The sequence below is a fragment of the Streptomyces klenkii genome, from assembly GCF_003626645.1.
GTDB classification, from domain to species: Bacteria; Actinomycetota; Actinomycetes; order Streptomycetales; family Streptomycetaceae; genus Streptomyces; species Streptomyces klenkii.
On the sequence record NZ_RBAM01000009.1, the window covers coordinates 162,289 to 176,827 of the forward strand.

Below are 14,539 nucleotides of genomic sequence, written 5' to 3' on the forward strand. Positions count from 1 at the left end.
CCATTTTCGGCGGCGTCATGTGCCGTGCCCCGCGGGGCACGGGGTGCCCGACGGGCCTGGCGTGAGCACGTCTACAGTTGCCGCTCCGAGCAGGTAAGTGCGAGATAAAGCGAGAGCGTGCGTGTCAGTCGAGAGGCCTGCGTCCGGGAGACGCAGCAAGAACGTTTCCTCCCAGGAGCCCGAAGGCTGGCGCACCGGCCCCGCCTGGCAGGAGATGAACGGGCGGGCGGCCCGTAAGCGGCGGGTCCTCGGTGCCGTCGGCGTCGTGGCCGCCGCCGCGGCCACCCTGGCCGTGCTCCGGCCCGAGCTGCTCCTCTCCCGGATTCCGGGCGCGTGGGACGGCGGGAAGAGCGACGCGAAGACGGCCTCCCACAGCACTCCGACGCCCATGGCCCCCGAGACCGCGCGCCCCAGCGGCGCCCCCGGCAGCACCGAGGGCGTCGCCACCCCCGGCCGGCCCTTCGCCGGATCGCCGGCCGAGCAGTACGCCGACGGCGCGGCGGGCATCGTCCTGCCCGAGGCGCGGGCCGCGGGAACCATGTCGCAGGAGCAGGTTGCCGAGGGCCTGAAGCTGGCCAAGGACTTCCTCGTCGCCGCCAACCTGGACCCGGCGGTCATCCGGGGCGAGCGCCCGGCGGCGGCCCTCGCCCTGCTCGACCCGTACCAGGAAGACCTCGTCACCCGCACCGGCACCGCACTCGGCAAGCCGGACCGGGACCACGACCCGGTCACCCTCTTCAGCCGCTTCGACGGCAAGAAGGTGCGCATGGTGGGGGAGACCGTGAAGACCCGCGGCCGGATCACCTTCGCGGAGCACAAGGACGGCTCCGTGGGCATCCGCGCCGACGTCACCTTCGTCTACCCGCTCACCAAGAACGAGCAGGGGTCCCGGGCGGTCGAGCGCACCATCGTGCGGCGCGTCCTGGACACCGACCTCCTCGACCCCGAGCGGTTCCGGGTGACGCCGGGCAGGCTGACCGTCCGCTCCTACGACGTGGACATCGCCAACTCCGCCTGCGGCGTCCACGACGGGTTCCTCCACCCCGCCTTCGACAAGGGACGCCCCGCCGGCCGGGCCCACTCCGGCCCCGCCGTCGACCCCTACGACCGCAGCCAGGACCTGGACACCGGCAGGGGCGAGGGGTGCGGGACGGTCACGCGGACGTGAAGGACGGGCGGCGGCCCGTGCGCGACCGCGCTGCCGCCGCCCGCCCCGCCGTGCGCCGCTTCCCGCCCGCGAGCCCGGGAAGCGGCCGCACGACAGCCCGTCAGACCACGGCGCCCGAGCCCCGGTGCCCGTTCTCCGTGCGCGGAGCCGGAGGCGCCGTCACCGCACCGGGATGACGCCCTTCGAGGACCACCGCGAGCGGTGCCGCCGTCAGGACGGTCGAGGCGATGCCGAAGAGCACTCCGGCGAGGAGGGCGATGGAGAAGTCGGTGAGCGAGTCGCCGCCGAGGACCGCGAGTGCGGCGAGGACGAACAGCACGCCCATGCCCGTGTTGAGCGTGCGCGGCACCGTTTGCAGGATCGCGCTGTCCACGGCCGGGACGAGCCCGGCCCGGCCGGTGCGGCCCGTCCGGGGGCGCATCTCCCGGATGCGGTCGAAGACGACCACCGTGTCGTTGACGGAATAGCCGACCACCGTGAGCAGCGCGGCCAGGAAGACGCTGTCGGCCGGCCTGCCCAGCCACGCGAACAGCCCGGTCACCAGCAGGACGTCCTGGACCATCGCCGCCACCGCCGCCGTCGCGAAGGTCCACCGGAACCGTACGCTCAGGTACAGGAGCTGGGCCGCGACCGCGGCGCCCAGGGCGAGGAGCGCCTTGTCGCGCAGCTCGCTGCCCAGGCTCGGCCCGATCCGCTCGTCGCGCTCGACGGTGACGTTTCCGCCGTGCGCCTCCAGGGCCGCCTTGATGCGCTGCTGGTCGCGGTCCGAGAGGTCGCCGGAGCGGACGACGACGTCGCCGTTGCCCGCCTTCTGCACGACGGCGCGCGGGAACCCGGCGTCACCGACCGCGGCCCGTGCCCGCTCCACGTCGACGGGGCGGCTCGTGCCGTACTCCACCAGCCGGCCGCCGGTGAACTCCACGCCCAGGTGCAGGCCGCGCACGCCGATCCCGGTGACGGCGAGCGCCAGCAGCGCGCCGCTGACGGCCAGCCAGGTGCGCCGGCGGCGCATCAGGCGCGGCCCGCGGCGCACGAGGAAGGCCCGGACGCGGCCGGCCGACGCGACCCCCGCCAGCCGCGGCCGGCGCCGCACGCTGCGCAGCCGCAGCGCCCACTCGGCGAGGACCCGCGTGATGACGAGCGCGGAGACCATGGAGGCCACCACGCCCACCGACAGGGTGACGCCGAAGCCCTTCACCGGGCCGGCGGCGAAGAAGAACAGCAGCCCGGCGGCCAGCAGCGTGGTGACGTTCGAGTCGACGACGGCGCTCCACGCCTTGCCGAAGCCCTTGCGCAGCGGGCCGCGGAGATCGGACGAGGCCGCCGGGCGGCGCCCGTACTCCTCGCGGGTCCGCTCGAAGACCAGGACGTTCGCGTCCACGGCCATGCCGATCGCGAGCACGAAGCCGGCCAGCCCCGGGAGGGTGAGCGTGGCCCCGAGCGCGACCAGCGCGGCGTACGAGATGAGTCCGTAGAGCGCGAGCGCCACCGTGGCCAGAACGCCCAGCAGCCGGTAGACGGCGACGACGAACACCGCCGTACACACGAGGCCGATGACCGCCGCGGCCGCGCTCGCCCGGATCGCTTCGGCGCCAAGCGTCGGACCGACGGTGCGCTGTTCGACGACCTCGACCGGTACGGGCAGAGCGCCGCCCTTGACGAGCGCCGCCAGATCGCGCGCCTCGGAGTCGCCGAACCCGCCGGTGATCTGCGCGCTGCCGCCCTGGATGCCGCTGCGGCACGGCACGCTCTGCTGCATCGCCGGCGCCGACACGACGCGGTCGTCGAGGACGATCGCAACGCGCCGGGCGGCGTCCCCGGGCGCGGCACAGGCCGCCTCGCCCGTGACGCGCGCCCAGCTTTTGTCCCCGCCGCCCCGGAACGAGAGGGCGACCGTCCAGCCGCCGCCGGTCTGCGTGTCGAGGACGGCCCGGGCGTCCTTGACGTCCTTGCCGGTCAGGGCCGGCGGCCCCAGGCGCAGGCGCTGCCCCGGAGCGTCGGGGTCGGGCAGCGTGCGCGCTTCGCCGCCGGCCGGCGCGGACGCGGCGAGGACGGGGTGGAAGGTGAGCTGCGCGGTGCGCCCGACGACTTCGGCGGCCTTGCGGGGGTCCTGGACGCCGGGCAGTTCGACGACGATGCGGCGCTCGCCGGAGCGGGCCAGCGACGGCTCGGCCACGCCGAGCGCGTCGACCCGCTGCCGCAGCACTTCCAGGGCCCGGTCGGTGGCGGCGGCATCGGCGCGGGCTGCGGGCCCGTTACGGGTCTCCAGCACGATCTGGGTGCCGCCGCGCAGGTCAAGGCCGAGCCGGGGCGGGGTGGTCAGGGCGAAGTACAGCGAGGCGGCGACGGCGGCCAGGGCGAACAGCGCGCGCCACAGCGGGGCGCGGCGCGACCGGCGCGGCCGGGGCGCCCGGGGTATCCGGGGTTTCCGGGATGACATGGGTTCTCCACTTCACGGCATACGGAGGCGGAGCGCCGGCCGCACACCGCCCTCCCCGGCTCGGGCCGGGCAGGCGGAAGGGGCCGCGCTCGTGGCGTCAGTTGCTCCGTGGGGAGGGAGGGCCGCGAGTGGTGCGTGAAGAGGGGACCGTGGCGGGCGGCGCGCGCTCCCGGCGCGGGCCGGCGATCTCGCCCGGCGGCAGGGGGACGGCGAGCGGCCCCGCCACCGGGCCGGGCACCGTTCCGGGGAGCCCGGGCAGCCGCGTGTGCTGGACGGCGGCGGAGGCGTGGAGGCCGTGGGCGGCGAGGGCGTGGTCCGCCGCCGCGGGACGGGCTTCGGGCGCGGGCCCGGCGGTACGGATCTGCGCGGCGGAGCCGGTGACGGAAGTGGCGGGAGGAGGCGCAGCGGTATTGCTGCCCGTACCGGAGGCCGCGCCGAACAGGAGGACGAGCAGCGCCCACAGGACGGCCGGGACCGGCGTACGCCGCGGGTGACGGCTCACGGCGCCTCCGTTCGCTCCCGGTGTTCCGATGCCACGATTTGATCACCCAATTGTCACAGGAACCCCATCGGCCCCCTGATTGGCCGGAACCCGCCCGGCGGCGAGATAAGAATGTGCATGTCAAGCACGGAAATGTGCAGGTCAAACCATGCAACGCATCCATTACGGGGGATTCATCATGCGTCGTCAGCTCCTCACCGCCGCGGCCGTCATCGTGCTCGCGGCCACCGCAACCGCCTGCAACGGCGACGGCACCGACCCCGCGGCCGATGCCGGCGCCTCGGCCGACAAGAGCCCCGCGGCCCAGGGCGCCGGGGGCCAGGGCGGAGGCCAGGACAAGGGTCAGGGCCAGGACAAGGGCCAGGGTCAGGACAAGGGGCAGGACAAGGGCGGCGACGCCCACGCCGTCGGCGGCAAGCTCACCCTCAAGGGCAAGAAGGCGGGCGAGCAGCTCGACGTCACCCTGAAGGGCTTCGCCGACCCGGCCCACAGCGACAACAAGTACTTGCAGCCGGCCGCCGGCAAGCGCTGGGTCGCCGCCCAGTTCGAGCTCGTCAACACCGGTACGGTCGCCTACTCGGACAGCCCCTCCAGCGGGGCCAAGGTCATCGACGGGCAGGGCCAGGCCTTCACCCAGACCATGGGCGGCGTCACCGAGGGCCCGAAGTTCCCGGTCACCGTGAACCTCGCCCAGGGCGCGAAGTCCCTCGGCTGGGTCGTCTTCTCCGTCCCCGAGAACTCCAAGCCGGCCAAGGTGCAGTTCACGCTGGACGGCGGCTTCGCCAACGAGACGGGCGAGTGGACCCTCAAGAAGTAGCGAAAGAAGAGCGCGAGACCCCTCAGTTCGTCGACAGCGAGCCCGCGACTTCGGTGAGCGCGTCGAGGACCGGCCGGAACAGCGGATGGTCCTCGGCCCCCCGCCGCACCGCGGCGAACACGCGGCGCGTCGCGGCCGGGCCCGCGACCGGCCGGACGACGGTGTCCTTCAGCTCCATGCCGCGCAGCGCCGAGCGCGGCACGAGCGCCACCCCGGCCCCCGCCCCGGCCAGGGCCACCACGGCGCGGAAGTCGTCGGAGGAGTGCACGAGGCGGGGCTGGAAGCCGGCCAGCTCACAGGCCAGGACCACCACGTCGTGGCACGGGTTGCCCGGGTAGGGGCCGATCCAGTCGCAGTCGGCGAGCTGGTCCAGGCTCACGCGGGGGCTCTCCGCCAGCGGGTGGGACGCGTGCAGCACGGCGTCGAACGGCTCGGCGTAGAGCGGTACGCGCACGAGCCGCCGGTCGTCCTCCCGCGGCGCGCCCCGGTACTCGACGGCGAGGGCCACGTCGGCCTCCCCGTCCAGCACCATCGGCAGGCTCGCGTCGCCCTCGGCGTCGCGCACCCGCAGCCGGATCCCGGGGTGGCGGCCGGCGAGGAGGGCGATGACGGGGGCGAGCACCTCGGCGATGCCCGTCGCGAACGCCGCGACGGTGAGCTCCCCGGCCGTGCCGCCCGCGTACGCGGCGAGCTCGGCCTCGGCCCGCTCCAGCTGGGCGATGACCTCGTGGGCGTGGGTCAGCAGGATCTCGCCCGCCGCGGTCAGGCGCACGCCCCGGCCGCTGCGGGTCAGCAGGACGTGGCCGGTCTCCTGCTCCAGCGCGGCGAGCTGCTGGGAGACGGCCGAGGGGGTCAGGTACAGCGCGGCGGCCGCGGCGGTCACCGTACGGTGGTCCGCCACGGCCCGCAGGACGCGCAGCCGCCGGGGGTCGATCACCCCGCCATTTTGCCAGGAACGCGCGGTAACCCCGCCGGGGCCCGGCCCGGGCGGGGTCACCGAGGGGGTGGTCAGCCCCGCAGCGCCTTGCGCGCGTCGATGAACGCCGCGATCGCCCGCTCGACGTCCTCGGTCGAGTGCGCCGCGGACAGCTGGACGCGGATGCGGGCCGCGCCCATCGGCACCACCGGGTAGGAGAAGCCGATGACGTACACGCCGCGCTCCAGCAGCAGCTCCGCCATCCGGCCGGCCTCCGCCGCGTCGCCGATCATGACGGGGGCGATGGCGTGGTCGCCGGGCAGGATCTCGAAGCCCGCCTCGGTCATCTTCGTGCGGAACAGCTCGGTGTTGGCCCTCAGCCGCTCGCGCAGGTCGCCCGCGGACTCCAGCAGGTCGAGGACCTTCAGGGAGGCGGCGGCGATGACCGGCGCGAGGGAGTTGGAGAAGAGGTACGGGCGCGAGCGCTGGCGCAGCAGGGCGACGATCTCGGCGCGGGCGGCGACGTAGCCGCCGGAGGCGCCGCCGAGGGCCTTGCCGAGGGTGCCGGTGATGATGTCGACACGGTCCATGACGCCGTGCAGCTCGGGGGTGCCGCGGCCGCCGGGGCCGACGAAGCCGACGGCGTGCGAGTCGTCGACCATCACCATCGCGTCGTAGCGGTCGGCCAGGTCGCAGATCTGGCTCAGCGGCGCGACGTAGCCGTCCATGGAGAAGACGCCGTCGGTGACGATGAGCTTGCGGCGGGCGCCGCCCTCGTTCGCCGCCTGGAGCTGCTTCTCCAGGTCGGCCAGGTCGCGGTTGGCGTAGCGGAAGCGGCGGGCCTTGGACAGGCGGATGCCGTCGATGATGCTCGCGTGGTTGAGGGCGTCGGAGATCACCGCGTCCTCGGCGCCGAGGAGGGTCTCGAAGACGCCGCCGTTGGCGTCGAAGCAGGAGGAGTAGAGGATCGTGTCCTCCTGGCCGAGGAACGCCGACAGCCGCGCCTCCAGCTCCTTGTGGACGTCCTGCGTGCCGCAGATGAAGCGCACCGACGCCATGCCGTAGCCCCAGCGGTCGAGGGCGTCCTTGGCGGCGGCGACGACCTCGGGGTGGTCGGCGAGGCCCAGGTAGTTGTTCGCGCAGAAGTTCAGGACGTCGCCGGGGGCGCCGCCCGCGGTGACGTTCACGGAGGCGCTCTGCGGGGTGCCGATCACGCGCTCGGGCTTGAAGAGACCGGCCTCGCGGATCTCGTCGAGGGTGGCGCGGAGGTCGTCGCGGACGGACGCGTACATGCGGGGGACTCCTTAACGGAAGGAAGAAGAAGGGGACGGCCGGCCGGGGTCAGGCGGTCCAGTCGAGGATGATCTTGCCGCTGCGGGCGGTGGAGGCCTCGTCGAAGGCCGCGTCGAAGTCCTTGTACGAGTACTTGCCGGTGATCACCGGGCTGAGGTCCAGGCCGGCCTCCAGTAGCACCGTCATCGCGTACCAGGTCTCGTACATCTCCCGGCCGTAGATCCCCTTGACGGTGATCATCGAGGTGACGATCTTCGCCCAGTCGACGGGGAACTCCTGGGCCGGCAGGCCCAGCATGGCGATCCGGCCGCCGTGCGTCATATTCGCGATCATGTCGCGCATGGCCTCGGGCCGGCCCGACATCTCCAGGCCGATGTCGAAGCCCTCGCGCAGGCCCAGCGTGCGCTGCGCGTCCGCGATCGACGCGCCGGAGACGTTCAGGGCCAGGGTCGCGCCGGCCTTGCGGGCGATCTCCAGGCGCGGCTCGCTGACGTCGGTGATGACGACGTTGCGGGCGCCGGCGTGCTTGGCGACGGCCACGGCCATGATGCCGATCGGGCCCGCGCCCGTGATCAGCACGTCCTCGCCGACCAGCGGGAAGGAGAGCGCGGTGTGCACGGCGTTGCCGAACGGGTCGAAGATCGCGGCGACGTCGAGGTCGACCTTCGTGCGGTGCACCCACACGTTGGAGGCGGGCATCACGACGTACTCGGCGAACGCGCCGTCGCGGCCCACGCCGAGGCCGACCGTGCTGCGGCACAGGTGGCGGCGGCCGGCCAGGCAGTTGCGGCACTTGCCGCAGACCAGGTGGCCCTCGCCGCTGACCAGATCGCCGGCCGCGATGTCCTGCACGTCCGCGCCGACGGCCGCGACCTCGCCGACGAACTCGTGGCCGAGCACGAGCGGGGTCTTCACCGCGCCCTGGGCCCAGCCGTCCCAGGAGCGGATGTGCAGGTCGGTGCCGCAGATGCCGGTGCGCAGCACCTTGATCATGACCTCGTCGGGGCCGTACTCCGGCTCCGGGACGTCCATGAGCCACAGCCCGGGCTCGGCCTTGTGCTTGACGAGTGCCTTCATGGCTGCGGCTCCAGGCGTGGTGAGGCGATCTATTGCGTGTGGATCTACGGCGTGTGGATCTACTACGTGCGCGCACCAATGTGCCCAGTGATGACCGTGAAGTCCATCGAGGTTTTCTTAAGCGGGGCAACAGCAGAACTTCACACGGTGCGCGCGTGCCCTCACCCGAGGCGGGTCAGCTTGGCCCCCGCGCCCGGCGCCGCCATGTCCTTCCGGAGGGCCACCGGCACCTGCGCCCGGCCCGGCCCGGTCCCGACGGCGAGCGCGCCGACCTCCGTACCGGCCTTGGCCTCGCGCGGGATCCCCTTGCCGCCGTCGGTGAGCTCCAGCTGCGCCTTCAGCCCGCCCCAGCCCACGGCCCGCAGGTCCCGCGTCGCGACGACCGGCGTCCGGCCGCCGAGGCCGTCGTCCACGTGCCCGACGACATCACCCTTACGGACCACCGTCGCGGGGACCAGCGCGTCCTGCACCGCCTTGATCATCTTGTAGCTGCGCTCCTTGACCACCTTCAGGTGGGCGTTGGCGTCGTCGCTGCCCGCCTGCCGCTGGGCCATGGTCGCGCCGACGATCAGGCGCTCCTTGCCCTCGATCGTCCGCTTCGCCGCCCACATCAGCGCGCCGCCCGCCGGGCCGCTCGACCCGGTCTTGATGCCGAGCCCGCCCGGGTTGGTGACGAGCAGGTCGTCGTTGTTGTTGTAGATGCGGTCAGGGAGGCCGGGGACGTCGGCGTTGGGCATCTTGACGATCGTCCGGAGGGCGTCGTTCTTCATGACCTCCCGGGCCAGCTCGACCTGGTCCACGGCGGTGCTCACGGTCGACGCGTCCAGCCCGCTGGGGTCGGTGTACGTCGTGTCGTCCATGCCGAGCTCCCGGGCCGCCTCGTTCATCTTCTTCACGAACGCGTCCTCGGACCCCGCGTCCCAGCGGGCGAGCTGCCGGGCGATGTTGTTGCCGGACGGGATCAGCAGCATCTGGAGCATCTGGAACTGCGTGTAGTCCTGCCCCTCCGACACCTCCACCCGCGACTCCTCCTGGGCGCCCGCCTCCTTGGCGGCTGTGGCGTCGATCGTGATCCGCTCGCCCTCCTCGCCGGCCTTGAGCGGGTGGTCCTTGAGGATCACGTACGCCGTCATGACCTTGGCGACGCTCGCGGTCGGCACCGGCTTCCGCTCGCCGTACGTGCCCAGGCTGCCGACGCCCACGACCTCGGCGGCGGCCTGCCCTTCGCCCGGCCAGGGCATCGCGAACGCCTCACCCGTGAAGGTGTACGGGTTCCCCGCCACCACGAACTTCGGGTCCGGCAGGGGCCGGACCAGCTGGACGGTGCCGAGGAGAACGGCGAGCAGCAGGACGAGCGGCGACCAGATCTTCAGCCGCCGCGCCACGGTGCGGGACGCGGACGGCGGGGGAGGGGTGCGGTTGGTCAGCTGCGCCAGCAGGTCGAGGGGCGCGGGCTGCGCGGGGGCGTCTGCCGGCGGCTTCGGGGGCGCTTCCGGCCGGGCCGGGGCCTCCGCGGGCCGGGCCGGCTGCACGGGCTCCGGCCGCTCCGGCTGCGCGGGAGCTTCCTCCGGCCGCTCCGGGGTCCCGGTGGGATCCGGGGCTTCCGGCGCGGGCTGCTCGGGAGTCTCCGCCGGCTCCTTCTGCCGCTCCGCCGTGCCGGGGGACTCTCCTGCCACCGGTGCCTCCTCCAGATCGTCACCACTCGTCTTCGAACCGACGTGCTAGACGAGCGCGACATACCTGCTGGTTCCGTTACCAATCAACTGATCCGATGAGTATGTGTTCGTCACGGAAGCAACCCGTTGGTACCGGCTCGGTCAACGGCCCTTCACGGCCGCTCCGGCGGCAGTACGGTCCCCGTGCGCGCCGAAGCCTTGGGGGGATCCATGCGCAAGAACCTGCTCGCCGCCGCTGCCGTCGTCACCGCCGTCGGCTGCCTCACGCTCACCGCCTGCAACGACGACGACGCGAAGAGCGGCGGGGCGAGCCCGTCGCGGACCGCCGGCAGCAAGCCGGCCACATCACCGGCCGGGTCTCCGGCCTCGGCACGGCCCACCGCCTCCAACGGCCCCAAGGGCGCCGCACTCGCCTTCGGCGAGCCCTCGCGGACCGTGGGAGCGGGCACGGTCGGCATCCTGGAGATCACCCCGACGACCGTCGTCTACGCGACGGCGGCCGGCCGGACGGCCCCGCAGCACGGCACCTTCGCCGTGGTCACACTGCTGGAGAAGTCGCTGAGCGCCAACCCCGCCGACGAGGAGGCGCCCGCCAAGGGCGGCGGCTGGCGGTGGGTCTCCACGGACGGGCAGTCCATCCCCGCGGGCAACGGCAACGCCGCGAAGGTGGTCCTGGCGAAGTACCGGCACTCCGGCGGCATCGCACCGGGGGCGTCCCAGATGCGCGTCAAGGTCTTTGACCTCACGCCCGCTCAGGCCAAGGGCGGCACGATCGTCTACACGGACGGCACGAAGAGCGACGACCGCTGGACGGTCCCGGCCACGGACACCGGGCCGCAGGCCGCCGAGGTGAAGCAGCAGCTCAGGCCCTGACCGTTCACACGCCCTACCCGTCTACTCCGTCTACGCGTCTCATACGTCTCACACGTTCCGGAAGCCGGCGAGGACCTTCCCCTCCGTGCTCAGCCAGCCCCGCTCGTAGTCGAAGCGCGGGGCGTCGGCGAAGGTGAGGTACAGCCACTTGAAGTTCTCGGCGAACACGTACGCCGGGCAGAGGTCGCCCTTGGCCATCGGCCGCCGGGTGACGTCGGTGAGCACCGTGTAGCCGCCCGGCACGCGGTGATGCCGCTTCAGGTTCTGGAAGTAGCGCCACGCCGTCGTCCGGTAGTACGGATCGCCGGTCTGCCAGTACATCTGGAAGGCGCAGTTGGCGTACTCGGGGCGCAGGTCGTTCCGCGGGCTCAGGACCTTGAGCCCGCGGCCGTAGTCGATCTCCTCGGGGACGACCTCGTACTTGTCGAGGACGGCCGTCCAGGAGCGGTAGTGGCCGGCGGCCAGCTCGTTGTCGCCGCCGACCGGCAGCACGGCGACGGACAGCGCGGACGCCCGGCGGCTGATCAGCGCCCCGGTGGTGAAGTCGACGTGCTTGAACCAGAGCCGCCCGTCGACGTGCTCGGCCTGGTGGCGGCGCATGGCGGCCGCGAACATCTTGAACCAGTCCCGGCACTCCTCGTCGCCGAACATCACCCACGCGCCCCACAGGTACTCGTAGAACGAGTCCGCCGGCGGGTTCACGGCCACGCTCTCGCGGTCGGCCCACCGGCCGGTCTCCACGTCCATCCGGGTGGCGAGCAGGTCGAGCGACGACCGCCGCTGCACGACCGCGCGCAGGGCCCCTTCGGCCGCCCGCCGGTAGCGGGCGTCGCCGGTGAGCCGGGACAGCGCCCCGAACTCCAGCACGTTGGTGCCGATCTCGGCCAGCGGCAGCGTGGCCCCGCGGACGCGCCCCGTCCGCAGGTTGACGTACCGGTAGGGCATGCCGGTGGGCGACGCGGTGAAGGCGGGCAGCAGCCGGTCCGCGAGGTCCGTGCAGAGGCCGAGGAGCTCCTTCTCGCCGGTGGCGAGATAGCCCGAGAGGAGGCCTCCCACCAGCCGGATGGTGGACTCGAACACCTGGAAGTCGGCGTTCACGTCGAAGTCCAGGTTGTCCTTGAGCCAAGCGACGCAGCGCTCGACCTCGTCGTCGAGCTCCATGAGGTGGAGGGTGTCGACCGCCTCGATGATCGACAGGCCCACCGGGTGGCTCTGCGCGAAGAACTCGCGGTGGCGGCCCGACACCGGGAGCACCTCGTCGTGCCCCCAGGCGAACCGCTTGTACCCCTCCCACGCATGGCCGAACTCCGCGCGGATCTCCTGCGCCTTCGCCCGGTCCGGCCGCTCCGCGCGCCGCCGTTCCGCCCGCCGCCGCGCGCCGGGCGGCGCGGCCGGGGGCGCGGCACGGGACGTCCCGCCGGGCAGCGGCGCCACGGCGCGCCGCCCGCCGCCGGGCTCCGCGAGGACACCGGGCCCGGCGCCCGCCGTGAGCCCGCCCGTGACGGCGAGCGCGCGGAGCAGGCTGCGGCGGGCCGTGAACCCGCGCAGGGCCGTCCGGGCGCCGAGCGATGCGTACGTCATGACGGGCAGGCCCTCCTGGTCACCGGTTCCCCACCCGGACACTTGACCGCAGTATGCGTCGGCTCCGCCGCTGCGGGCGGCAGGCGCGGCGGTGCTCCTCGCGGAGCCCCGGCGCTTGTGTCCCGGATCACTCCACCGGCCCGTCCGGCCTCCATTGACCTCGATCGGCCGCCTTGGCCAGGATGATCGAAAACCAGGCCTTCGGGGGAAGGGCGTGAGTTCCGGCATGGCGCATCGCGATCCGGGCACGTGCCGCGCCCGCGGCCGCGCCGGCCTCCCCGCCCGCGGCCGCGCCGGCCCTCCGCCCGCCGCGGCGGAACCCCTTCGCCGGCACCACCGGAACCATCGGAGCGCACCTGTGAGCAGCACGAACCGTCGCACGAGGAACCCCGGGCCCGCCCGCCCGGACACCGCCCGCACCGGGGCCGTCCGGTGACCGTCGACGCGGCCACCCTGCGCTCGGTGCTCCGGGCCCACGCGTCGGGCGTGGCCGTCCTCACGGCACCCACCCCGGCCGGGCCCGCCGGGGTGACCATCACCTCCTTCGCCTCGCTCAGCGCCGAGCCGGCCCTGGTCTCCTTCGCCCTCGCCGACTCCTCCTCGACCTGGGCGCGGATCAAGGACGCGCGCTGGTTCGGCATCCACGTCCTGGGCGCCGGCCAGACCGATCTGGCGGAACGATTCGCCGCCCGCGGGACCGACCGGTTCGCGCCGCCCACGCGCTGGACCGGGGGCCTGTACGGCGTGCCGCTCCTGGAGGGCTGCCCGGCGCGGCTCGTCTGCTCCCGCCGCGACGTGATCCGCACCGGCGACCACCACCTGGTCGTGGCCGCCGTCGAGCACGCGGAGCGCGGCGAGCCCGGCGACGGCCTGGTCCACCTGAGCGGGGGCCTCCACGCCGTCGGCCCCACCGCGCCCGCGCGTCCCTGACACCACGTCACGGCGGGCGCCACCGGCGACCCCGGGGGCGCACCCCGGGATCTCCGCGCAGCTGCGACCGGTGCGCGGTGCACCCTTCACGCCCCGAGCGCTGCTGATGAACGGGGCCCGCCCGGAGGTATATTCGCGCTGGGACGCGGCACCGGAGGGGATCGCCTCATGTCGACTCCTGAACTCGCGACCACGCCGTTGGACCTGCCCGTCATCCGGGGCCGGGTCGACGTCGTGCTGTCCGCGTTCCTGGAGAGGAAGGCCCGCGCGGCCGCCGCGGACAGCCATCCGGCCGTGGTCACGGAGTTCCTCCGGAGCTTCCTCTTCTCCGGCGGCAAACGCCTGCGGCCCCTGCTGTGCGTTATCGGCTGGCACGCGGCGGGCGGTCACGGCATCCCCGCCCCCACCCTGAGGGTGGCGGCCTCGCTGGAGATGTTCCACGCGTTCGCCCTCATCCACGACGACCTCATGGACGACTCGGCCACCCGCCGCGGGCGGCCCACCGTCCACCGGGCCTTCGCCGACCGCCACCGCACCGGGCGCAGCGGCGCCGCCGCCGACCGGCTCGGCAGCAGCGCCGCCGTCCTCATCGGCGACGTCGCCCTGGTCTGGTCCGACGAGCTGCTGCACACCGCCGGGCTGCGCTCCGGCCGCCTCGCGCAGGTCCTCCCGCTGATCGACACGATGCGCACGGAGGTGATGTACGGCCAGTGCCTCGATCTGCTGGCCACCGGCCGGCCCACCGCGAGCACCGCCCGCGCGCTCGCGATCGGCCGCTCCAAGACCGCCAAGTACACGGTGGAGCGCCCCCTGCACATCGGCGCCGCCCTCGCCGGCGCCGGCCCGGCCTTCCGGGCCCTGCTCAGCAACTACGCCCTGCCGCTGGGCGACGCCTTCCAGCTCCGCGACGACCTCCTCGGCGTCTACGGCGACCCGGCCGTCACCGGCAAGTCCTGCCTGGACGACCTCAGGGACGGCAAGCACACCACCCTCGTCGCCCTGGCCCTCCAGCGCGCCGACCGCGCCCAGCGGCGGGTCCTGCACACCCTGCTCGGCAACCCGGACCTGGACGAGCAGGGCGCCGACCGCATCCGCCGCCTGCTCGCCGAGACCGGCGCCCACGCGACCGTCGAGCAGCTCATCCAGTCCCGCTGCGCCCAGGCCGAACAGGCCCTCGCCCACGACGCCTTCCCACCCGCCGCGCGCTCGGCGCTGCGCGGCCTGGCCCGGGAGGCCGCCGTACGGACCGCGTGACGGGATGAACGC

General features: G+C 73.8%; 12 protein-coding genes. 5 read left to right on the forward strand and 7 right to left on the reverse strand.

Going from position 1 to position 14,539, the window contains the following annotated elements:
- Positions 1-121: 121 nt before the first annotated feature.
- Complete coding sequence (locus tag D7231_RS22515) at positions 122-1,168, forward strand: hypothetical protein (protein WP_147449777.1); 1,047 nt, start codon at positions 122-124, stop codon at positions 1,166-1,168.
- 100 nt (positions 1,169-1,268) lie between these two features.
- Here D7231_RS22515 and secD read toward each other — a convergent pair whose 3' ends face one another.
- Both secD and D7231_RS22525 read right to left on the reverse strand, forming a co-directional pair.
- Positions 1,269-3,608 (reverse strand): protein translocase subunit SecD, encoded by a 2,340-nt coding sequence (gene secD / locus D7231_RS22520; RefSeq protein WP_120757319.1) that lies wholly within the window; start codon positions 3,606-3,608, stop codon positions 1,269-1,271.
- 97 nt (positions 3,609-3,705) lie between these two features.
- Complete coding sequence (locus D7231_RS22525; protein ID WP_120757320.1) at positions 3,706-4,110, reverse strand: hypothetical protein; 405 nt, start codon at positions 4,108-4,110, stop codon at positions 3,706-3,708.
- 178 nt (positions 4,111-4,288) lie between these two features.
- On the opposite strand from D7231_RS22525, the gene D7231_RS22530 reads away from it, so the two are divergent.
- Positions 4,289-4,927 carry a DUF4352 domain-containing protein gene (locus D7231_RS22530; protein ID WP_147449778.1) on the forward strand — a complete coding sequence of 213 codons (639 nt, stop codon included), beginning with the start codon at positions 4,289-4,291 and terminating at the stop codon, positions 4,925-4,927.
- Positions 4,928-4,949: 22 nt separating this feature from the next.
- On the opposite strand, the gene D7231_RS22535 is transcribed toward D7231_RS22530, so the two are convergent.
- The 4 genes from D7231_RS22535 to D7231_RS22550 all read right to left on the reverse strand — a co-directional run bounded on the left by D7231_RS22535 (position 4,950) and on the right by D7231_RS22550 (position 9,889).
- The gene (locus D7231_RS22535; protein WP_120757322.1) at positions 4,950-5,864 is read right to left on the reverse strand and encodes a LysR family transcriptional regulator; all 915 of its coding nucleotides are present in this window, start codon (positions 5,862-5,864) and stop codon (positions 4,950-4,952) included.
- Positions 5,865-5,935: 71 nt separating this feature from the next.
- Entirely contained in the window at positions 5,936-7,135 is a 1,200-nt protein-coding gene (locus tag D7231_RS22540) for a glycine C-acetyltransferase (RefSeq protein WP_120757323.1), read from the reverse strand.
- A 49-nt stretch (positions 7,136-7,184) separates the two neighbouring features.
- Positions 7,185-8,213: an L-threonine 3-dehydrogenase gene (gene tdh, locus D7231_RS22545; protein ID WP_120757324.1), complete on the reverse strand. Its 1,029-nt coding sequence runs from the start codon at positions 8,211-8,213 to the stop codon at positions 7,185-7,187.
- Between the two features lie 161 nt (positions 8,214-8,374).
- Positions 8,375-9,889 (reverse strand): D-alanyl-D-alanine carboxypeptidase family protein, encoded by a 1,515-nt coding sequence (locus tag D7231_RS22550; protein WP_241999858.1) that lies wholly within the window; start codon positions 9,887-9,889, stop codon positions 8,375-8,377.
- Between the two features lie 210 nt (positions 9,890-10,099).
- Here D7231_RS22550 and D7231_RS22560 point away from each other — a divergent pair, with 210 nt between their 5' ends.
- Entirely contained in the window at positions 10,100-10,762 is a 663-nt protein-coding gene (locus tag D7231_RS22560) for a hypothetical protein (RefSeq protein WP_120757325.1), read from the forward strand.
- A 48-nt stretch (positions 10,763-10,810) separates the two neighbouring features.
- Here D7231_RS22560 and D7231_RS22565 read toward each other — a convergent pair whose 3' ends face one another.
- A complete protein-coding gene (locus tag D7231_RS22565) occupies positions 10,811-12,343 on the reverse strand; it encodes a glycoside hydrolase family 47 protein (RefSeq protein WP_120757326.1) in 1,533 nt (510 codons plus the stop codon).
- Between the two features lie 432 nt (positions 12,344-12,775).
- Here D7231_RS22565 and D7231_RS22570 point away from each other — a divergent pair, with 432 nt between their 5' ends.
- Positions 12,776-13,273 (forward strand): flavin reductase family protein, encoded by a 498-nt coding sequence (locus D7231_RS22570; RefSeq protein ID WP_158673798.1) that lies wholly within the window; start codon positions 12,776-12,778, stop codon positions 13,271-13,273.
- 168 nt (positions 13,274-13,441) lie between these two features.
- Positions 13,442-14,527, forward strand: a complete 1,086-nt coding sequence (locus tag D7231_RS22575) for a polyprenyl synthetase family protein (protein WP_120757328.1) — start codon at positions 13,442-13,444, stop codon at positions 14,525-14,527.
- The last annotated feature ends 12 nt before the right edge of the window (positions 14,528-14,539 follow it).

What these genes read in the sequence shown, in the direction of transcription:
- secD (WP_120757319.1), bottom strand. Translation starts at nt 3,608, where the DNA reads ATGTCATCCCGGAAACCCCGGATACCCCGGGCGCCCCGGCCGCGCCGG.
- D7231_RS22530 (WP_147449778.1), top strand. Translation starts at nt 4,289, where the DNA reads ATGCGTCGTCAGCTCCTCACCGCCGCGGCCGTCATCGTGCTCGCGGCC.
- D7231_RS22540 (WP_120757323.1), bottom strand. Translation starts at nt 7,135, where the DNA reads ATGTACGCGTCCGTCCGCGACGACCTCCGCGCCACCCTCGACGAGATC.
- tdh (WP_120757324.1), bottom strand. Translation starts at nt 8,213, where the DNA reads ATGAAGGCACTCGTCAAGCACAAGGCCGAGCCCGGGCTGTGGCTCATG.
- D7231_RS22560 (WP_120757325.1), top strand. Translation starts at nt 10,100, where the DNA reads ATGCGCAAGAACCTGCTCGCCGCCGCTGCCGTCGTCACCGCCGTCGGC.
- D7231_RS22565 (WP_120757326.1), bottom strand. Translation starts at nt 12,343, where the DNA reads ATGACGTACGCATCGCTCGGCGCCCGGACGGCCCTGCGCGGGTTCACG.
- D7231_RS22575 (WP_120757328.1), top strand. Translation starts at nt 13,442, where the DNA reads ATGTCGACTCCTGAACTCGCGACCACGCCGTTGGACCTGCCCGTCATC.